Source organism: Caballeronia eucalypticola, from assembly GCF_047608185.1.
Taxonomy (GTDB): domain Bacteria; phylum Pseudomonadota; class Gammaproteobacteria; order Burkholderiales; family Burkholderiaceae; genus Caballeronia.
Genome location: NZ_JBLKRU010000032.1, coordinates 71874 through 92212, shown reverse-complemented (window position 1 = coordinate 92212; position 20339 = coordinate 71874). Strand labels below are relative to the sequence as shown.

The 20339-nt window shown below is 58.2% G+C and carries 16 protein-coding genes; 8 read left to right on the top strand and 8 right to left on the bottom strand.

Annotated elements, in window-relative coordinates; all coding sequences use genetic code 11:
• Positions 1-1143 precede the first annotated feature (1143 nt).
• The 3 genes from ACMX25_RS28845 to ACMX25_RS28835 all read left to right on the top strand — a co-directional run bounded on the left by ACMX25_RS28845 (position 1144) and on the right by ACMX25_RS28835 (position 6266).
• A complete protein-coding gene (locus ACMX25_RS28845; RefSeq protein ID WP_414953402.1) occupies positions 1144-2115 on the top strand; it encodes a LysR family transcriptional regulator in 972 nt (323 codons plus the stop codon).
• 88 nt (positions 2116-2203) lie between these two features.
• The gene (speG, locus tag ACMX25_RS28840; protein WP_414953401.1) at positions 2204-2746 is read left to right on the top strand and encodes a spermidine N1-acetyltransferase; all 543 of its coding nucleotides are present in this window, start codon (positions 2204-2206) and stop codon (positions 2744-2746) included.
• Positions 2747-3122: 376 nt separating this feature from the next.
• Entirely contained in the window at positions 3123-6266 is a 3144-nt protein-coding gene (locus ACMX25_RS28835) for an autotransporter family protein (protein WP_414953400.1), read from the top strand.
• A 1089-nt stretch (positions 6267-7355) separates the two neighbouring features.
• On the opposite strand, the gene ACMX25_RS28830 is transcribed toward ACMX25_RS28835, so the two are convergent.
• The 6 genes from ACMX25_RS28830 to ACMX25_RS28805 form a co-directional block, all read right to left on the bottom strand.
• The gene (locus ACMX25_RS28830) at positions 7356-8711 is read right to left on the bottom strand and encodes a sensor histidine kinase (protein ID WP_414953399.1); all 1356 of its coding nucleotides are present in this window, start codon (positions 8709-8711) and stop codon (positions 7356-7358) included.
• 120 nt (positions 8712-8831) lie between these two features.
• On the bottom strand, positions 8832-9605 hold the full coding sequence (locus ACMX25_RS28825; protein WP_414953398.1) for a response regulator transcription factor: 774 nt from the start codon (positions 9603-9605) through the stop codon (positions 8832-8834).
• Positions 9602-10327, bottom strand: coding sequence for a response regulator transcription factor (locus tag ACMX25_RS28820; protein ID WP_414953397.1), 726 nt, complete (start codon positions 10325-10327; stop codon positions 9602-9604). The genes ACMX25_RS28825 and ACMX25_RS28820 overlap by 4 nt, the downstream gene beginning before the upstream one ends.
• Before the next feature lie 9 nt (positions 10328-10336).
• Positions 10337-11170 (bottom strand): MipA/OmpV family protein, encoded by an 834-nt coding sequence (locus ACMX25_RS28815; RefSeq protein WP_414953396.1) that lies wholly within the window; start codon positions 11168-11170, stop codon positions 10337-10339.
• Between the two features lie 83 nt (positions 11171-11253).
• Positions 11254-11637 carry a nuclear transport factor 2-like protein gene (locus tag ACMX25_RS28810; protein ID WP_414953395.1) on the bottom strand — a complete coding sequence of 128 codons (384 nt, stop codon included), beginning with the start codon at positions 11635-11637 and terminating at the stop codon, positions 11254-11256.
• A 41-nt stretch (positions 11638-11678) separates the two neighbouring features.
• A complete protein-coding gene (locus ACMX25_RS28805) occupies positions 11679-12620 on the bottom strand; it encodes an aldo/keto reductase (RefSeq protein WP_414953394.1) in 942 nt (313 codons plus the stop codon).
• Positions 12621-13187: 567 nt separating this feature from the next.
• Between ACMX25_RS28805 and ACMX25_RS28800 the strand changes: the two genes are divergently transcribed.
• The 4 genes from ACMX25_RS28800 (at position 13188) to ACMX25_RS28785 (ending at position 16899) form a co-directional block, all read left to right on the top strand.
• Entirely contained in the window at positions 13188-13709 is a 522-nt protein-coding gene (locus ACMX25_RS28800) for a fatty acid desaturase (protein WP_414953393.1), read from the top strand.
• A gap of 291 nt (positions 13710-14000) precedes the next feature.
• Complete coding sequence (locus ACMX25_RS28795; RefSeq protein ID WP_414953408.1) at positions 14001-14315, top strand: PadR family transcriptional regulator; 315 nt, start codon at positions 14001-14003, stop codon at positions 14313-14315.
• Complete coding sequence (locus ACMX25_RS28790; protein WP_414953392.1) at positions 14312-15721, top strand: GIN domain-containing protein; 1410 nt, start codon at positions 14312-14314, stop codon at positions 15719-15721. Before ACMX25_RS28795 ends, ACMX25_RS28790 begins: the two co-directional genes overlap by 4 nt.
• Positions 15722-15756: 35 nt before the next feature.
• Positions 15757-16899, top strand: coding sequence for a serine hydrolase domain-containing protein (locus tag ACMX25_RS28785; protein ID WP_414953391.1), 1143 nt, complete (start codon positions 15757-15759; stop codon positions 16897-16899).
• Between the two features lie 119 nt (positions 16900-17018).
• On the opposite strand, the gene ACMX25_RS28780 is transcribed toward ACMX25_RS28785, so the two are convergent.
• Together ACMX25_RS28780 and ACMX25_RS28775 are read right to left on the bottom strand one after the other, a co-directional pair.
• Positions 17019-17756, bottom strand: coding sequence for an ABC transporter substrate-binding protein (locus ACMX25_RS28780; protein WP_414953407.1), 738 nt, complete (start codon positions 17754-17756; stop codon positions 17019-17021).
• Between the two features lie 215 nt (positions 17757-17971).
• Entirely contained in the window at positions 17972-19216 is a 1245-nt protein-coding gene (locus ACMX25_RS28775; RefSeq protein ID WP_414953390.1) for an MFS transporter, read from the bottom strand.
• 133 nt (positions 19217-19349) lie between these two features.
• Here ACMX25_RS28775 and ACMX25_RS28770 point away from each other — a divergent pair, with 133 nt between their 5' ends.
• Complete coding sequence (locus ACMX25_RS28770; protein ID WP_414953389.1) at positions 19350-20297, top strand: LysR family transcriptional regulator; 948 nt, start codon at positions 19350-19352, stop codon at positions 20295-20297.
• Positions 20298-20339: the final 42 nt, after the last annotated feature.

Sequence of the window (20339 nt, the reverse complement as noted above, 5' to 3'; positions counted from 1 at the left end):
GGTTGTAAATGAACACTTCGAGTGAGCGGTTCGCCCTCACTTTTACGGCTCTGGCTTTATGCTAACCCGCGCGGTTCAACTCTTCCTGTGGGGCCAGCCCTTACTTCCACGGAAGTCATACTGACTTTGTCCAAAGCGACAAAGAAACGAAGCAAAGAAAACGCTTTCACCGCTCTACCCTAAGTGTCCACAGCGTGCAGTTTCTATTCATGGGTGCCCCAAAAGCACGGTGCTCGCCAGAGCCACGGATGTGTGAACCCCTCCTTCTCGCGAATCCTGACAGTAAAACGCTGCGCCCCGTACGCTCTCGGGCAAGCACTAGCGACTGAACCTGCCCAAGAAGCACCCCGCGCTATCCGCGGAAAACCAACCTCCAAACTTATATGCATGCCGAATCATCTTTTAAACCACCGAAAAATGGATCTGCAGAATGCATAAAGCATAACCCGGCAAATAACATTGCAAACCGATAGCTAACCCGCGAAGCACCACAGCGGCAAATAAGGGTGGGGCGGTGCGGGTTTCTATGGCGAGGGTGCTTGCCCGAGAGCGTACGGGGCGAAGCGTTTTACTGTCAGGATTCGCGAGAAAGAGGGTTTCACACATCCGTGGCTCTTGCGAGCACCGTGCTTTTCGGGTACCAATGAATAGAAACTGCACGCTGTGGACACTTAATTTTTAGAGAGGTGAAAGCGTTTTCTTTGCTTCGTTTCTTTGTCGCTTTGGACAAAGAAATGACGTGCCGCCACGCACAGTGGCTAATAGTGATAAAGAAAATAGCCAACATAAAACCCGCGAAGACCTGAAAAGCAGCGACCCGGCAATGAACCCGACCGCTAACCCTAAAACCCGTGCAACCCGGCATTAACCCTGACCGCTAACGCCGAAACCAACCCACCCAAACCCGAGTGCGAACGAAACCAATCCCGCGACTATCCCTAAGCGGCGATAATGTGACTTGCATGGCGCACAGAGCCGCCCCCTCCGCGAGGGTTTCACCCGATTCCAATAGCGAATCCACGCGCCCCCAAGAACAACAACCTTCTTCGCCACCAAACCAAACCGACAATGAAAAACTCGCCGGCATATCTAGTACGCAAAGAACCTTTCACTGTCGTTTCAATTCACGCATAGGCCCACCCGATGGCTCAAAGCTACTCGAACTGGTTCGTGCGTGCGCGCCTCAAAACGCGGCAATTGATGCTGCTCGCGGCCATGGAAGAAGAAGGCAATGTCCGTCGCGCCGCCGATGTCCTCGGCATGACCCAGCCCGCGGCATCGCGTCTGTTGAAGGAACTGGAGGACGTGCTGGAAGTGCGGCTCTTTGACCGCACACCGCATGGAATGCACGCCACGCTGTACGGTGAAGTGATGATCCGGCATGCGCGCATGGTGCTGTCGAATCTGAACCAGGCGCACGACGAAATCTCCGCGTTGCGCGCCGGGCTCGTGGGCCAAGTACAGATTGGCGCCATTGCCGCAGCCGCCGCGACCATGGTGCCGCTTGCTATCGCACGCGTGAAAGCGTTGTATCCGCAATTGCAGATCTGGCTGCAAGTGGAGACTTCAGACGTCATGCTGCCGCTGGTTGCCGAAGGCCATCTCGACATCATGATCGGCCGCGTACTCGAGCGGCAAGGCCAGTTCAAGGATGCCGTGCGTTACGAGCCCATTGCAGAGGAGCCGCTATGCGTGGTCGTGCGCCCCGGGCATCCGCTCGAACACGCGGCCGGGCTGACCATGCACGACATTGTCAATGCCGGCTGGGTTCTGCATCCCCCTGGCAGCGTGCTGCGCCACAGGTTCGACATGGTGTTTTCGCAGATCGGCCTTAGTTCGCCGCAGAATGTGGTGAACACCAATAACATTGTCGCCATCTCAGGCATCTTGCTGCAAAGCGACATGCTCGCGGTCATGCCTGAAGAGGTCGCGCGGCAATACGAGGAATTCGGTACGCTCAAGCGGCTGGCGATTGAATTGCCGTGCCGCATGGACGCATTTGGCATCATCACGCGGCAAACGCAACTATTGTCGCCCGCGGCAACCGTCGTGCTTCGAGCACTGCACGACGCCGCACTCGAAGTGTATGGCGCACGGCAAGATGTCATTGGTTAAGGGACTGCTTGAGGCCGACACGTCACGAGCGACGCGCGACCCTTAAGTTATATTGCAGGTCGATTTCATCATTCACGGAGTGTTACCCATGATCATCGAAGAGAATAATCAGCTGATGCTGCGGCCACTCGAACGTACCGATCTCCACTTCGTCCACAGCCTGAACAACAACGCAAAGATCATGCGTTACTGGTTCGAAGAACCCTACGAAACGTTCTCTGAGTTGTCTCAGCTATACGATCGCCACGTCCACGATTTGCGCGAGCGCCGCTTCGTCGCTGTCGACAAGGCGGGCGAAACGGTGGGGCTCGCAGAATTGATCGAGCTTGATTACATCCATAGGCGCGGCGAGTTCCAGATCATCATTGCGCCCGGCGCTCAAGGCCAAGGGTACGCAACCAACGCAACCTTGCTCGCAACGGACTACGCGTTTTCCGTGCTCAATCTGCGCAAGCTTTATCTGATCGTCGATGTGTCGAATCAGTCAGCCATTCACGTCTACGAGAAGTGCGGCTTCAAACAGGAAGCGGAACTGATCGAAGAGTTTTTCGGCAACGGACGCTATCACAATGCGTATCGCATGTGCATTTTTCAGCACGATTTCCTCAAGCAAATGCAGACAGGCAAGTAAGATTCAACGCGCGGCTTAAGCACGCGCAAGCGATTCTGCCCGTTCGTTTCCGCGCTGCGTGTTCGCCAGCGCTCATAACTCAAGAGCGGTTTTTGCTATGTCCCGCACGCCCACAAGCACGCGAGCCAGCTAGTTAGCGACACTAAACCGCTGGCGCTCTCCCTTGACGAACCCGTGCTGCCTCACCAGTTGCCCTTCGTCGACTTAACAACAATTGACATATACCCAGATCCTTTCTGCTATTGAAAGCGCGATGCTGCACAAAGCAGGTAGCACTCGGTAAGGTTTCCGGGTTCGTTTGTTCGGCCAGCCACATTCACCAGATAGCCTGCTTGTTAAATTCCGCCCGCTTACAAAAACAAACACGGGGCGGTCCATGTCTAATCCAGTTCGTTCGCGAGCGATCTCGCTTGCTCCATCACTGCTGCTGATTCCCTTTCTCCTGAGTCCCATTGCGGCGGCAGCAGCATGCGCCGTGAACGGCCTCGATACGGTTTGCAATTCAAAATCGCCGAACCCATGGACGACGACCATCGGTACAGGCCCTGCGCGGGGCAATAACAATCGAACAGTCACTGTCCTGAACGGCGCGACGATTGACACGCAAGAAATCTCGGCGATCAGCCTCGCTGACCACGCCAAAATCACGGTTCGCTCGGGCGGCACGGTCAGCACTTTCGCCGTTGGAGAGTGGGGCAACTATCGCACCGGCGTGAACACCATCGAATTCCGTGACAACGGTTCGCTGACCGTTCAAGCCGGCGGCAAGGTGCTGTCCACTGGCACGGAGAACACCGCCGAGGCCGTCAACTTGCAAGGCCATGGCAACGTCATCACCAACAGCGGTTTGATCCAGGCGCTCAATGCCCGCGCCATCTGGTTCCAAAACGTTACCGGCACAAACACGGTCATCAATAACAAAACCGGTGTGATCGAGTCACCCGGCAGCGTGATCGGTTCGACCGCCGACGCGCCGGTCCATTTCACCAACAAGGGCACAGTTCTCGGCGATATCGACTTCGCGGGCGGCGACGACGTCATGCGCATCTACACCGGCTCGTCGGTGTCGGGTGCGATCGACGGCGGCGCAGGCAATAACAAGTTGTTCCTGAGCGGCCTCGGCGTCGACACGCTGACTGGCAACATCGCCAACTTCCAGACGCTCACGAAGACCGACGCGGGTACATGGACCGTCAACGGCATCCCGGTCGATGTGCAAAGTGCTGAAGTGGCAGGCGGTACGTTGATCCTGACGGGCGATAACAGCACCTACACGGGCCAGATGCTCGTCGATGCCGCCGGCACGCTCCAAGGCCGCGCGCAGAGCCTGCCCAACGCGATCACCGACAACGGGCTGGTCCGCTTTGCACAGACCGACGACGGCACCTACACGGGCTTGTTGAGCGGCACGGGCGCGATCGAGAAAACAGGTGCGGGCACATTGTTCCTTGCACCCGCTTCGACCGGCGGCAACACGTATTCGGGCGGCACGCTGATCACGCAAGGCACGCTGAACATTGCAGCCGATAACGCATTGGGCGCGGCCACGGGTGGTCTCACGTTCAACGGCGGCACGCTGCAACTGAACAACAGCCTCGACCTCGCCGCAACGCGTGCGATCTCGATCGGCGACAACGGCGGCACGATCGACACGCAGCAGTATTCATCGACGCTCTCACAAGGGGTAACGGGAACCGGCTCGTTGACAAAGCTCGGTAGCGGCTTCCTCACGATGAACGGCGTCAGCACCTACGGCGACACGAACGTGCTGGCGGGCACCCTTGCGGTCGGCGATGCACAACACAACCTGGCCAGCATCGGTACGGGCACAACGACCGTTGCGCAAGGCGCCACGCTCGGCGGTTACGGCACCGTAATGGGCTCCGTCGTCAACTCGGGAACGATCGTCGCGGCCAACGCATTGCCGGCTTTCTCGGCATCGTCGACCGGCACGTTCGCGATCCACGGCGACCTCACCAACACTGCCACGATCAACTTGGCGGCTGCATCCGGCGTGACGGGCAACATATTGAATGTGAGCGGCAACTACGCGGGTGGGACCAACGCGCAGTTGATTGTGAACACTGTGATGAACGCGGGCGGCCCAGCGTCCAACCAGTTCACCGATCAACTCGTCATTGGCGGCAACGCGACCGGCAGCACGCTTGTGACGGTGCGTCCTAGCGGCCTGGGCGCGCTGACCGTAGGTGACGGCATCAAGATCGTCCAGGTGAACGGCACTGCTGCCGCCACGGCCTTCCATACGGCTGCGCCGGTTCAGGCCGGGGCGTACCAGTATCTGTTGTATCAAGGCGGCTCAAACCGTCCCGAGGACTTCTACTTGCGTTCATCGCTTGAGACCGTGCCTCCTGTCACAACACCGCCGGTTACTACACCGCCTGTTACAACGCCGCCGGTTACAACGCCGCCGGCTACAACACCTCCGGCCACCACGCCGAGTGACCCCGGCGCGGTCATTACGCCGGTGACGCCGATCGTATCCGCGGGTTCGCCGGGTTCAACGCCCGCTTCCCAGCCGTCGGTCATTGCATACCGTCCCGGCGTGGTCGGCTACACGATGACGCCATCGCTCAACCTGGACTATGGTTTCTCGATCATGAGCCGGCTGCATGAGCGTGTCGGCGATGTCGCGAGCCTCGAGAATGCACAGGGAACACATGGCAACGGCGTGTGGGGACGTATCGGCGGACAGAGCTTGAACGCCGACTCGGGTGATCGTTTCTCCGCCGATGAACGCACGTTCTTCGCGCAGTTCGGCAAGGACTGGACGCTCTCGACGAACCCGGCCGGCGGCAGCACGCATGCAGGTGTCACGGTCACTATCGGCTCGTCGTCGGCAACCTTCGAAGACAGTGCGCGTAGCCTTAATCCGACGCTGACGAATGCTACCGGCTCAGTCGAAACGCAGGCGCAATCGCTTGGTGGTTACTGGACCAAGTATCTGAAGGACGGCAGCTACTTCGACGCCGTGGCGCAACTCACCCACTATCGCAACAAGTTCGGCGATGTGTACGGTGGTGGCGCTTCGCAGAATGGCGTTGGCACGGGTCTGTCCGGTGAAGTGGGCAAGCCGTTCCTGATCGGGTCGACGACGATTGCCATTGAGCCGCAAGCTCAGTTGATGTACCAGTATTTGCATCTGAACGGTTTCGACGATGGCATCTCGCCGGTGTCGGGTACGTCGAGCAATGCGTTGCGTGGCCGGGCCGGCTTCCGGATCTTCAAGGCGAATTTGTCGAACGATACGAAGACGGGAGCAGCAACGCCCTACTTCACCGCCGACGTGCTGCATGATTTCCTGAACCCGGGGAATACGGCAGTGGATGGCGCCGCGTTCAACAGCGGTCTGTCGAAGACCTGGTATGAAGTCGGCGTGGGTGTCACGACGAGCATGAGCAAGTCGTCGGAGATGTACGCTAACGTAAAGTACTCGCGTAATATTGGCGGCGATTATCGCCAGGGGGTGTTTGGTCAGGTTGGGTATCGATATAGCTGGTAAGCGCTAAGTTTGGATTTGTTGTTCAGTTAAGCCCATGTTGGAAAAGCCGCCCTCGGAAACGAGCGCGGCTTTTTTGTATGGGCGGTTGGTTTTCGTTCGCACTTGGGGGGAGGGTTTTGGGTCAGTGGTCGGGGGCCGTGCTGGGTTGCACGGGTTCTGGGATTAGTGGTTTTGGGTCAATGCCGGGTTGCTGCTTTTTAGGTCTTCGCGGGTTTTATGTTGGCTATTTTCTTTATCACTATTAGCCACTGTGCGTGGCGGCACGTCATTTCTTTGTCCAAAGCGACAAAGAAACGAAGCAAAGAAAACGCTTTCACCTCTCTAAAAATTAAGTGTCCACAGCGTGCAGTTTCTATTCATTGGTACCCCAAAAGCACGGTGCTCGCCAGAGCCACGGATGTGTGAACCCCTCCTTCTCGCGAATCCTGACAGTAAAACGCTTCGCCCCGTACGCTCTCGGGCAAGCACTAGCGACTGAACCTGCCCAAAGGAGCGCCCCGCGTTATCCGCGGAAAACCTGTCACCGAATTTGTACGCATACCGAACCATCCTTTAAGCCACCAAGAAATGGATTTGCAGAATGCATAAAGCCTAACCCGGCAAATAACAATGCAAACTCATAGCTAACCCACGAAGCAGCACGGCGGCAAATACGCGTGAGGCCGTGCGGGTTTCCTTGGCACTGGTGCTAGCCCGAGAGCGTACGGGGCGAAGCGTTTTACTGTCAGGATTCGCGAGAAAGAGGGTTTCAACCATCCGTGGCTCTGGCGAGCACCGTGCTTTTGGGGCACCCATGAATAGAAACCGCACGCTGTGGACACTTAGGGTAGAGCGGTGAAAGCGTTTTCTTTGCTTCGTTTCTTTGTCGCTTTGGACAAAGAAATGACGTGCCGCCACGCACAGTGGCTAATAGTGATAAAGAAATCAGCCAACATAAAACCCGCGAAGACCTAAAGAGCAGCAACCCGGCAATGAATCCGACCGCTAACGCAGAACCCATGCAACCCAGCAAAGAACCAGACCGCTAACGCCAGAACCTAGCCCCAACCCAACCCCCACCCAAAACCCGCACACCAAACAGAAACAACCTTAAAAAGAAACAATAAACTGCGTGCCCGACGCCAACGTCCTGACAGACAACTGCCAATTATGCGCCAGCGCAATCTCTTTGCAGATCGAAAGACCCAACCCGGCGCCGTCGTGTTGCGCATCGGGCGCGCGCCAAAAGCGCTCAAACAAAAACGGCAGATGTTCAGGACTAACGCCAGCCCCCTCATCCTGAACGCAGATGGTCGTTTCATCGACTGAAACAATGACGGAACCATTCGAAGGCGTAGCATTGATTGCGTTTTCAACTATGTTTTTCAGCAAGATGAAAAGCGCACTCCTGTCAGCCCGGATTGTCGGGGGAATGACAGGCGCGTCAACATGCAACTTCACCTGCTTCTTGTCTGCCTTGCGCGCCAGATATTCCACAACATCCTCGGCAACATCGACCTTGTCGACCTCACCAAACTCAAAGTTCTGAGATTCGCTTACTTCAGCAAGGTGCAGAAGTTGCCGGACCTGCCGCGCCATCAAATCGATTTCTCGAAATAACAACTCCTTGTTCTCAACCTCGGGTTGCAACTCGATCTGTCCTCTTATCAACGTGAGCGGCGTTTGAAGTTCATGAGCGGCCGAGGCAAGAAATTGTTGTTGTACAGCGAACCCATTTTCGAGGCGCGCCAAGGCGTCATTGAACGCGATAAGAATGGGCTTAATTTCACTGGGAACGCCCTTGATGGAAAGCCGCATGCGAAGGTTCTGCGGCGTGATTGAAGCGGCGGAATCCGATGCCACGCGCAAAGGCCGCAGCACACGCCGAACCGTGAACGTCAAGGTCAGGCCGAAGATGATGGTGGTGATCAGCAAGGTATAGCTCACGACCTCCGGAATCGGCTCGATCCGTTCGCCAAGCACAGCTTTATTGAACGCCACGCTCGCCGCGCTCTGCAAGAAATAGGGTGTCTGGCCGCGCGTAATCTCCAGAGTCACAACGTCAAAGGGCTTGTCCTTGATAGTCACGCGTTTCATGACACCGAGAGATCGTGTCAAATCACCAGCATCCGGGGACGGAACGTTCAGCGCGCCGCCGGATGCAAAAAGCACGTGTCCCGAAGCATCGAGCGCCCGGTACCACAACTCCGTCGGTGCGAAGTCGAAGAGCCACGTCGCCCGCTCATCAAGGACTACCGAGACCGGTCGCCCCGACTCGTCAAAGCGCAACTTGGAAGCTAACATGTGGGCGCTTCTTACGCTCTCGCCCATCCGGAACCTGTCGGGTGGCAAGTGATTAAATGCATAGAGCACGATTGCAGCGATGACGGCAAGACACATCGCCAACGCCGCTACGCTGGTGATCCATAAACGCGCCGAGAGGCTTCTGATCCAATAGCTGAACATGATGATGCTATCCGTGTAACTTGATCGACCGCGATCAAGGATAGAGTTGCGCGATATGAGCGCCCACCAGGGGATGCACCCTTCGCGCTCCGTCCGTGTGACGCTACCGGTCTTCGTAAGTCATCCCGCGCCGTGACCGCTTGCGGCTAACAGATCAGCCTCTATTCGCGGGCGTTGCGACGCAGTATGAAGCTCGGGACGAAAGACGTACCCATGACCGCGAAAGGTTTCTATGAACTCACATGCACCCACTATCTGCCTGATCCGCTCACGCAGCCGATGCACCCAGACGCCGACGTTGGTGCAAGCGCTCGCCGAGTCGGAATGCATGCTTTGAGCAATGGCGGCTTTCGAGAATATCCTGCCCGGCGCTGTTGAAAACAGCGCGAGTATGGCGTATTCATGCTGGGTCAGCGAAACTGGATCATCAAGATAAGTGAGCGATCGCAGCCCGTAATCCAGCTTGAACCCGCCAAACGAAAAAGGCGTCCGGTACGTAGGGTCCTGAAAATGATGCTCCCCAACTCGTCGCAGCACGGTACGAATTCTCAGTAACACTTCGTGCACGTTGAACGGCTTGGAAATAAAATCGTCAGCACCACACTCGAGCGCGACAATACGTTCGATCGCGTCGTCGCGTTCACCAAGCATGATAATTGGCATGTCATCCTGATCGATTCTCAACGCCTGAAGTGCTCGAAGCGCAGGCAAACCGCCGCGTCCGGACGAACCGCTGGCCATCAGGATCAGCGCGGGCCGCTCCTCTTTGATCCGGCGAGCCACCTTGCTTGCGTCATATAGAACCGCGGCTTCGTAACCATCGGCCTGCAAGGCGTTGCGCAAAACATCGCGACATCCAGGGTCATTGTCTACGACGAGGATAAGCCGCTTCATTGCTGCCCTTCATCGCGTTGCCCTTCGTCAGTCTGCAAAGGCGGACACTCAAGCGGCTGGACGGCGAAACCTGCGCCCCTGATGTTCCCGAGCCGTGCAGTCGCGCCCACCGCAAGCAGCTTCTTTCGCAGCCGGTGAATAGTCACTTCAAGCGCGTTGGGGGTGACTGCGTCGCCCATACCCCATCCCGCATGCTCAAGCGACGCATGGCGCACTGTCCGGCCGCCGGCTTTCAATAAAACAGACATGATCTGCAATTCAGCGGGCGCAAGCGGGATGGACTCCTCGCCGCATCGCATGGCATGTTGCTGCGGATCAATGGCGATATCTGCAAAGCTCAGAATCAGCGTTGTCATTTCGGCCGGCCTGCGCATCAGCGTTCGAACGCGTGCTACCAGCTCACTCATTTCAAATGGCTTCGTGACGTAGTCGTCCGCGCCGGTCTCGAGCCCTTCTATCCGGTCGTGCAACGCATCGCGCGCGGTCAACATCAAGCACGGAGTCATGGTTCCGGCAGCACGCAGGGTGCGCAGAAAATGCAACCCGTCGCCATCAGGCAGCCCGCGGTCAAAGATCATTACCGAATAGTCGCCATGGCTTAAGCCATAGGCTGCTTCAGAAAGATTGCTGAAGATATCGGTTTCGATTCCGGCAGCCAACAACGATTGCCGGATCATGTCCGCCAGTCGGGCATGATCCTCGATCAGGGCAATTCGCGACATATGGCCGGTTTATTTGAATTGATAGAGATAAGCCACCTTGGCTTCAGGAATGAATCGCCTGCCAACGATAGGGCTGTCAGTAATTCCGCTGCTCAGGTAGGCGACGCCCAGATCAAAGCTTAAGAGCTGGTTGCGCGTTACGCGATAGTCGAACTTGGCGCCGACTGTTTCTGTGTAGGCGGATGTGCCGGTGTAGGCAGGTCGTCCGGCTCGCGCCTCGGACGTCCTTACGCCATAGTAATAGTCAACATAATTGCCGTTGAGCCAAGTGGTGCCAACGTGCGGTTCTATGGAGAAGTTACCATAATTCAAGGTCTTGCCGAACGCGATATCCGCCTTCTGTCCTTTGTTTCCGCCTGTCAGGTAGTCACCCGACAGGTCGCCGTATGGCGTCGTCCATTTGAACGCGGGGCCTAGCCAGAATGCGGCGCGCCGGGTCTGCATCCCGTTGAGTATGGGTGCGTCAGAGCCCTTGTAGCCATCTGCGATCGCGTAATTTCCACGCAGTGTGAACGCCACACCGCCCCAATTTCCGACCTTCAGATCAAGCGTTGTACCAATTGCATGTATCCATTTATCGTCGAAGAAGAAAAACGGAACCGGCGTTATGTGCGTGCCATAACCTTTGTAAGGTGACTGCTCAAAAGCCGCCCCGCCGCCAAGTCCCCAGTGTGTAACGTTCGTGGCGTTGCTCAGGATCGCAAAGCCGCTCGTATCGGTGTTGGGCAGATTCGCGCCAGGACCTTCTGCCGAAGCCGCGCCCGAATACGTCAGTACGGATGCAACGGCGAATAGCAGTCGATACTCGCGACGAAAGTGGCTTTGTCGCGTTCTCAAACGCATCAGTTCGTGATCCTTATTATTCAGCAGACTATGACCAATGACTGCTGTCGAGCATTGGTTATCTAAAGCAATGTCGAGTCACGTCAGGCGATCTGCTCAACCCATTGACTCCGCCAGCCCGGTGCTTCAAAAGGATCCGAAAAATACTGAGTCTCGTGAATGACCTTGCCGTTGCAGAACTCCATGATGCTTACCGTGAAAGTTGCTTGCCCCGCATAGGTGATCGTGTATTCCGTGATCCAGAGGCGGCCTTCGCCTTGGATTCGCCTGACGTTGAAACCTGAAGGCTTGTCAGGATGATGACCGCGCAGTGCCTGCAAATTTTTTCGCCCAATGATTCGCTCACCAGATTGGGGATAGTCACAGATGGCGTCGTCATCGTAGATATCATGTTCCGCGTCGAGATCGCCGTCCGCCGACGCTTGCCAATGCGCATTCAGCGCTTCACGTATTTTCTCTTCCTGCATGAGCGTCTCCGGATACCGTTCAGGTCTATCTCGAGGTACCTCTATTGAGCAGGTTGCGGAATAAAACCGGGGCTGCCCGTCTTGACCACTTCGTTGTAACGCTGCCGTGTCTCAATCCGGTTGACCTCGTCGAACGCGTCTGCCGGAAGCGCGGAGGTATCGAAATTCTCCCGTGCGCGGGCTGCGGTTTTAGGCGTTGTGAGCAAAGCCCCGCCCCGCTGAATTGCCCAGGCAAGCAATACCTGTGCTGGCGTCTTACCAAGTCGCGCAGCGACACGCGTGACGACCGGTTCCTCAAGCGGTCCCGGCCTGATTCCGTGACCCAATGGCGCAAAGGCCAGGAACACTATTTCGTGCTCTTTGCAGAATTCCAGAAGTTCCGTTTCTGGAAGATACGGATGGGCTTCTACTTGCACCGCCGCCGGCTTGATGCGTGCCGATTCATAGAGAGGCCGCAATTCGTCCAGGCCAATATCGGACAGGCCAATCGCCCCGCATCTTCCCTGGTCGACGAGATCTTCCATCGCCCGCCACGTGTCTTGCAATGTCACGCCTTTGTCGTAGATGACATCGCCGTTTTCATCGCGCGGGTCCTGCTCATCGCCGGGTTGAAATGCAAACGGAGTGTGTATCAGATAGAGATCAAGATAGTCGAGCCTGAGCCTTTCAAGACTTGCATCGAACGCCGGTCCAACACGTTCCGGCCGATGATTGGAGTTCCATAATTTCGTGGTCACGAAGATGTCTTCGCGCGCGATCCCGCCCGCAGCAAGCCCTATCCGCAGCGCTTCACCCACCTCGCGCTCGTTGCGGTATCGCTCGGCGCAATCAAAGTGTCGATAACCCGCTTCCAGCGCGTCCTTGGTCGCACTGATGGTTGTCGCCGGATCGGGAATCAGCGTGCCGAATCCGAGCGCGGGCATATGGCCGCGTCCGTGACTAAGTGCAATCTTTTTGCTCCGGAAACCGGAAGACTCAAGCATGGTCACACCTCCGCAATTTCAAGCCCTGCGATGGGGGACCCGCGCCTCACGCGTGCAGTCGTGAGCGAGGTCCATGAACAGAAAAAGCATCGACGTACTCGAGTCGTTAAATCGGTGAGCAGATTTGATGGCGGAATGCCCCCGCTGTTTCATGAACTGCTTACACTGCGGCCCGTTAAGTCGCGAAAAGCAAAGTCATTAAGGAAATCTAAAGTACCGCTTCATTAGCAGGCGTGACTTGGCGTTTTGGCGACAACGCGTGCTTGCAGAACAGTGCCCGGAAAGCCGTTCTTTCTCAAGCACGGACCGGTGTTGAATGCGGGGAAGTGAAGCTGTTAAACCAAACGCCAAACAGGTCCGGGTCTCGATCCAGTTTAGCAAATGAATTACCGGGCAGCAGTGAAGAGTTGCGGAAGGATGCAGCGCGGCGGTAGGAGGCGATTAGCCGATCTTGCGATGTCTTTGTCTGCATTGCTTACCGGAGATTACCGGCGCACGAACGATTCTTCAGACTGTCACGAGGTGTTGTTAAGTTCTGCGGCGACATGGTGTGTCGACGGAGAAAAGATGGACCCAGAGGTATCCGCCAAGACAGAAACGAAAGCATTCGCGGCAGCGCGAACTCAGCGAACACCCAGGCATTCCGCTATCGATAGCCGCGCTAATGTCCAGCGCCTGTTCGTCGGATTTGCCGGCGATCCGGCACGGCGTAGCCGCATCCGGCGCGACTGGCTGCTGTCGCTCGCGCTGCACGTGGGCGCGTTTTATCTATACGGCGCATGGTGGCCAACTCTTGCCATGACGATGCATCTGCGCGGCGTGTGGCTATCGATAGCGGACAACCTGCCGCATTACGATGTTGCGCTCGACGAGCCTGAGCGCGCACGCAACTTCCGCGCGCCCCGGATCTGGCACGCAGTGCTGATGAATCACCATCTGCATCAGTTGCATCATCGGCACCCCACGTTGCCGTGGACGGCCCTTCCTACGCTCGCGCGCGAGATTGCCGTGCCATCGGCAACTCGTGGCGACGCCGCCTACTTCCGGACCGCGCTCCGACAATCTCGCCGGTTCGGCAAGGTGCGTTGAACGGCCGTCGTGATGCAATGCACGTTAGCGTTGCATTAGCGCGACCTTAGATTTCGCGGACCCATCGAACCGTGCTCGCGCACGGATAAATCCACTCCGGACATAGCGCGCGGCCTCGCGAGTTCGCGACTTCGCGACTTCGCGACTTCATTACGGCTACCTTCCACGCCAGTTTACGCTTACCGAAACACGTGATCCCCTCTCCGAAAAATATGGACCCATCTACCTTGCATAAACAGGTAGCGTGTTATATGTTTATCCTAATCACTGAGTTCGCACATGACCGAATCGATCCAGGTTCAACTGAAGAAAGGCGCGCTCGATCTCTGCGTGCTGGCGTTGCTGGCGCGGGGAGAGAGCTATGGCTACGAGATCGCCAGCACGCTCGCCAGCGCCGTCGGCATGGGCGAAGGCACGATCTATCCGCTGATGCGCCGCATGCAGAACGACGGGCTGGTCGCCACGCGTCTGGTCGAATCGAGTAGCGGACCTTCGCGCAAATATTATCGGCTCACGCCATTGGGTCAGGACGCGCTCGAGGCGCATCGGCGTGACTGGCGGTCTTTCGTGGCGGCAGTCGATCAACTTCTTGGAGCTCAGCCGTGAACAGTGAAGCATTCTTGCGCACGCTGCGCGCCGGGCTCGCCGGCCTGTCAAAGGAAGAGGTCGACGAGATCATCGCCGACTACGAAGCGCATTTCGCCGAGGCGCGCGCGTCGGGTCGCAGTGAGGCAGAAGTCGCCGAAGCGCTCGGCGATCCGTCTCGGCTAGCCCGCGAGCTTCGCGCCGAAACCGGCTTGCGTCGATACGAGGCCCATCGCAGCGTTGCCAATCTCATCACGGCCATGCTTGCGCTCGCGGGCCTCGCGGCGGTCGATATCTTTTTCCTGATGCCGCTGCTGCTCATCGTGGCAGCCGTCGCCCTCGGCATTGGCATCGGCCTCGTGGCGCTCGGCGCTGTCGGCGCGCACATGATCTTCACGGTCGTATTCCTGGCTCACGGCGGCTCGTTCGTTGGCGGAGTGGTGCGCTTCGTGGTCGGCATCGGGCTGATTGCCTGCCTTGTCGTCGGCGGCTCACTGCTGTTGATGGGACTTGGCGCCGGCGTGCGAATGCTCGGACGCTACATGCGGATGCATTACCACTTGCTCGAGCCCGAACAGGACCGCACGCGAGTTCCAGGCGAAGACGGTGCAGCGCAGGAGCGGAAGCCGGCTAAAAAATCGGCCGTGCTTGTAGTCACGGGATTGATCGTCGTCATTGCTCTCGGTGCTGTCCTCACGCTCGGCAGTTCGCTCGCAGGATCGCATCGGGCCGGCAGTGCGTCCTGGTGGAGCAATGGCGGATGGCGTTGTGGTCCAACATGGATGAACCGGTTCGACGGGTCGTCCGCAAGCGGACGCGGAGCAAGCAGCGTCAACGCGGCGAACGCGGCGGGCACTTCGCCGGCCTCCGTTACGTTCCCGTTCGAGGCAAACAACCGTATCGATATCGATCTGCCGGCCTCCGTCAGCTATCAGCCCGGCCCCAAAGCAGAGGCGACCGTGACGGGCGATCCCGCCGTCGTCAGCCACGTTCACATTGCCGATGGCAAGCTCGGTTTCGACAACGAACTCGGTTGTTCCCAAGGCTCGCAAGTCACGCCACTCTCGGTTCGGCTGAAGGGACCGCCCATCGAAACGTGGGGAATCATAGGGAGTAGCGACCTTGCTCTGTCGGGTATCGACCAGCAGAAGCTGCAACTGCGCATCATGGGGAGCGGCCATGTTGTCGCGAGCGGTGCCGTGCAGGTTGTTGCGCTCAATGTTGCAGGTTCGGGCGAAGCGGAACTGCAAGGCCTCACAGCCAGGTCAGCGAAGATCGTGGTTCATGGCAGCGGTGAAGTGCAGGTCACGGCGCAGGACAACGCTGACATCGAGATGCGCGGCAGCGGTGTCGTGAAGTTGCACGGCCGTCCAGCGCAGTTGCATTCGAACATATCGGGTAGTGGCCGTATCGAGAACACGCCTTAGCGGCATCGCACGCCAGGGCCTTCAAGGAGATGTTCATGATCAACTCTTTCAGCCGGCGCGATATCTTCAAACTCGCCGGCGCTGCATTCATAGCGAGCCAGATGCCGCTATTCGCCCAAGCCGCTTCGTTGGCAACGGGAACCCCAACTCCCATGACTTCCGGTTTCGCACCCGATCTCGACGCCCGCTTCGATGCATTTCGCGCCACGGCTTCGCTGCCCAACCTGCACAGCGTCCTGGTGCTTTATCAAGGGCACATAGCCTTCGAACGCTATTTCTCTGGTCTCGATGAAACCCGCGGAGAAGCGGCCGGGGAGATCGTTTTCGGACCCGACACACAGCACGATCTGCGATCGGTCACCAAGAGCCTTGTGTCGTTGCTCTACGGCATCGCGCTGGCTGACAAGCGCGTTCCGCCAATCGATGCACCGCTTCTCGCGCAGTTCCCGGAATACCCGGATCTCGCACGCGATCCGCAACGGGCAAATCTCACGATCGCCAACGCGCTGACCATGACGCTCGGCATGCAATGGAACGAACAACTTTCGTATAAAGATCCGGCTAACAGTGAGTCGGCGATGGACGCGGCGCCCGATCGTTACCGCTACGTGCTCGAACGGCCGATTGTCGCCGCACCGGGCGAAGTCTGGACCTATAGCGGCGGAGCTGTCGCGCTGATCGGCCGCCTGATCGAGAAGGGCACTGGGCAAGCGCTCGCGGACTACGCGCGCTCGGCGCTGTTCGAGCCACTTGGCATCGACAAATTCTCATGGGCGAAAGGTACGCATGGCGAAGCGATTGCCGCGTCCGGGTTACGTCTGACGCCGCGTGAACTTGCACGTATCGGACAACTGGTGCTTTCACGCGGCCAATGGGAAAGCAGGACGATCGTGCCCGCGGCTTGGCTGGATGCGAGCTTCACGCCCGCTGCTACCGTGCGTGACGGACAGTCATATGGTTACCTGTGGCGGGTCGGTCAGATCGCGTATCCGAGCAAGGGCGGAATTCGGGGCGAGCACTATGTGATGGCTTTCGGCAACGGCGGCCAGTTGCTGGCCATCATTCCGGCGCGCGAACTCGTGGTGGTTGTCACAGCCGGAAATTACAACGATCCGAAAGACTGGCAAGCGCCCGACGAAGTGCTGCGCCATTTCGTGTTGCCCAGCCTTAAGGCGTGATGGTTCTATCGGTGAATGATTCTTTGAATTCCTTGCATGCATGGGATGGAATTCGGCCTCCAGTCCACATGACTGTTTCACCGCACCCGGCAACGCTATAAGTGCGCATACGCCACCGGCTAGTCGTTGTCTTTCGCAACGATCGCGCCCGAAATTCGATGGCGCGCCAGGGATGCTGCGACAAAGCCCGATGCTTTCATGTTCTCGACAAACGCAGACAGATACGCAGCCGCTTCATCGCCCTTCGCTTTGGGCACTCCCATCGCTTGTCGGATCACCATGAAACGTTGATCGAGAATCCGCAACCCGCCGGCCTTCGCGGCATCTCTTTCAAGCTGTTGCTTGACGCCTGCGGCAACGTCAAGATGCTGACCCAGAAAATCTTGCACCACGGCGGGGGACGTCGGGATTCGCACGATCTTCGCGCGATGCAATGCGCGTGTGAGGAACAGATCGTATGCACTGTCCTTGCCGACGGCGACCGTCACGCCCGGTTGATCGACTTGATCGTTGGTGGTGATCGGCGACGTGTCGCGCACCAGGTAAAAGCCTTCGATCAGCACATACGGTTTCGTGAAACTGATTTCTTGTCCGCGCTTGGGATCGACAGCAAAGAAACCGACGTCGGCCTTGTCCTGATTGACGTTATCCACGGATGCACCGGCCGATTTAACCACCACCAGTTGTATTGGCACATCGAGACGCCGGGCGAGTTCGGTGGCGAGATCGACCGATACACCGACCGCCTTGCCGCTCGCTGGATCGATGCTCGCCAGCACCGGATTCCCTAGGTTGATCGATGCGCGCAGCGTACCGCTCGGCGCGAATACTTTCACTAAGGATGCGTCGGCTTGCAGTGAGGTTTGGACTTGCGCGAATACGGAAGCTGATAGGGCGGCGCTGAACGCCAGCACGAGCGACAGCATTGCGGTCCTGCTTTGCAGGATTGAAAGCTTCGTCATCTTGGGACGTCTTTTATTATTTAGCGGACTCAACGAGGTTTGGACCGCACATCCCATTTCAACCAACGTTCATTGGCCTGTCAAGCGCCCTCGTTTGGACCATGCTCAGCTTACCTAATCAACCGGAGAACAAAAGCGAGGGCGGTGAAAACGAATCCCACCACGCAGACACCAGACCACCCCGCGATCGCCCATGCAGCGCCGGACATTGCGGCACCCAATGCGCCGCCGACAAAAAACACGCCGACGAACAAACCGTTCAGCCTCCCGCGCGCGGCGGCGTCCATCAGGTTGATCGCCCTTCGCCCCAAGGTCTGGTCAGTGACGACACCTGCGTCGAGCGCAGCCGCCCCCGCGACGAGCATCGCAACCGCCAGGACAGGATGGGCGCTCGCTGAAAAGCCTCCCCAGCCCGCGCCTGCCACACCGATTGCTACGAGCGCAATAAGCATCGTCAGGTGGCCGGCAAGCAAACTCTTGCGATCCCATCCGCGGTCGCCCGCGCGGCCGGCAAGCGGCGTCACGACTGCACCGGCGGCGCCGGCGAGCGCGAAGAGCGCGATGCCCTTCATATCGAAGCTGAACGGCGGCTGCACGAGACGCAGGCTGATCGCAGTCCAGAACGCGCTGAACCCGCCCATCACCAACGCCGCCGATGCAGCATTGCGTTGCAACACAGGCTCGGTGCGCAACAGCGTCCAGAGCGAGTACAAAAGCGCCGGATAACGCGTCGGGTTCAGCGGCATGCGCACAGGCAACTTCACGTACAGGACGATCGCAAGCAGCGCATTAATCACCGCGGCAAGACCGTAGAAGGCACGCCAGCCCACCGACCCGGCAATCAGGCTCGCCGCCGGACGCGACAACAAAATGCCGAGCATCAATCCGCTCATCACGTTGCCGACTGCACGTCCACGATGACTTTCGGGCGCCATCGAAGCGGCCATGGGCACGAGCATCTGGATCACGCTCGATGCCGCACCGGCCAGGAATACAGCGATCAAAAACAAAACGCGCGACTCGGTGAGCATCGCTATCGCGAGAAAACCTGCGCCGAGTACCAGTGTGCGCACGATTAGCCGACGGTTCTCCAGCAGGTCACACAACGGCACGAGCAGCACCAGGCCGACCGCATAGCCGAGCTGCGGCAGCATCGCGGCGAGGCCGGCGAACTCGGGGGCGAGATGCAAGCTGCGGCTGATCGCACCGGTCAGCGTTTGCGCGGCAAACAGGTTCATCACAATCACACCGACTGCCGTCGCGAAGAACACCGTCAGCGGCCCAGTGAGTCTGCGCGGACTGTCGGCGTCCTGCGTGGCGATAGCACGGGCGGGACTTTCTGCGGATGGGATCATCGAACGGATTCTCAAGATAGGGCTGAGAAGCCATCCTAGTGATGCATCTAATATGCGACAATTGAAATATGTTGATAATGATTATGCGGAATAAATTTCGCACGTTAGAACTCGACCCAGTCGGAGCACTTGCTTGAATACACGCGATCTACAGGCGTTCGTGGCAGTCGTCGACAGCGGGTCGATGGTGCGTGCGGCCGAAAAACTCCATCTCACGCAGCCGGGACTGACGCGGCGCGTGCAAAACCTTGAAACCATGCTGGGTGTGGAATTACTCGATCGCCAGAGCAAGCCGCTCAAGCCGACCGCTGCCGGCAACGAGGTGTACGCGCTCGCGCGCACCGTGTTACGCGCAGTGGACGATCTGCTCGTAGTGGCCTCTCCCGAAAGCGAGCCGTCCGGTGAGTTGAGAATCGGCATGCCGCCGTTTCTGGCGGAAGTCGGGCTCGAAAAGCCAGTCGATCTTCTGCGCGGCGCCTTTCCCCGGCTTACGCTGCGCGTAACAGCGGGGTGGTCGCCGGCTTTGATACAGAGTGTGGAACGGGCGATGCTCGATGCATCGATCGTATTGATGCCGTCCGGCTTCGCCCCACCCGAGACGTTGAATGGGACGCGCCTCGCTTTCCTGCCGACTGTGATCGTCGCGGCGCGCACCCTGGGTCTGCCTGATACGCCGGTGACACTGGCGGATCTCGCGCGTTACGAATGGGTGCTGAATCAGGATGGCTGCGGGATGCGCTCGGTGTTAAGACGCGCGTTGGAAGCAGCGGGAATGCCATTCAATGTCGCCGTTGAAGCATTTGGTTCCGAGCTGCAATTGTCGCTGGTCGCGCGTGGACTCGGCATTGGGCTTGTCACCCCGGACATGCTGGAACGCACGGCGCACCGCCCGGCGCTCCAGGTCATAGAGACGACAGATTTTCGAACGGGAGTCGATGTGTGGTTCATCCACGGCTCCGTCCCCGCGAGGCTGATGCGGGCTATCGACCTGTTGCGATTCGCACTTACCGAGGTACTAAGCAAGGATACGACGGCGATGCAAGGAGTAGAAACCGATTCAGCCAATAGTTTGCTTTCCTGAATAATCAGGCTTCCCTTATTGCGCTACAGGCAGCATGACCGC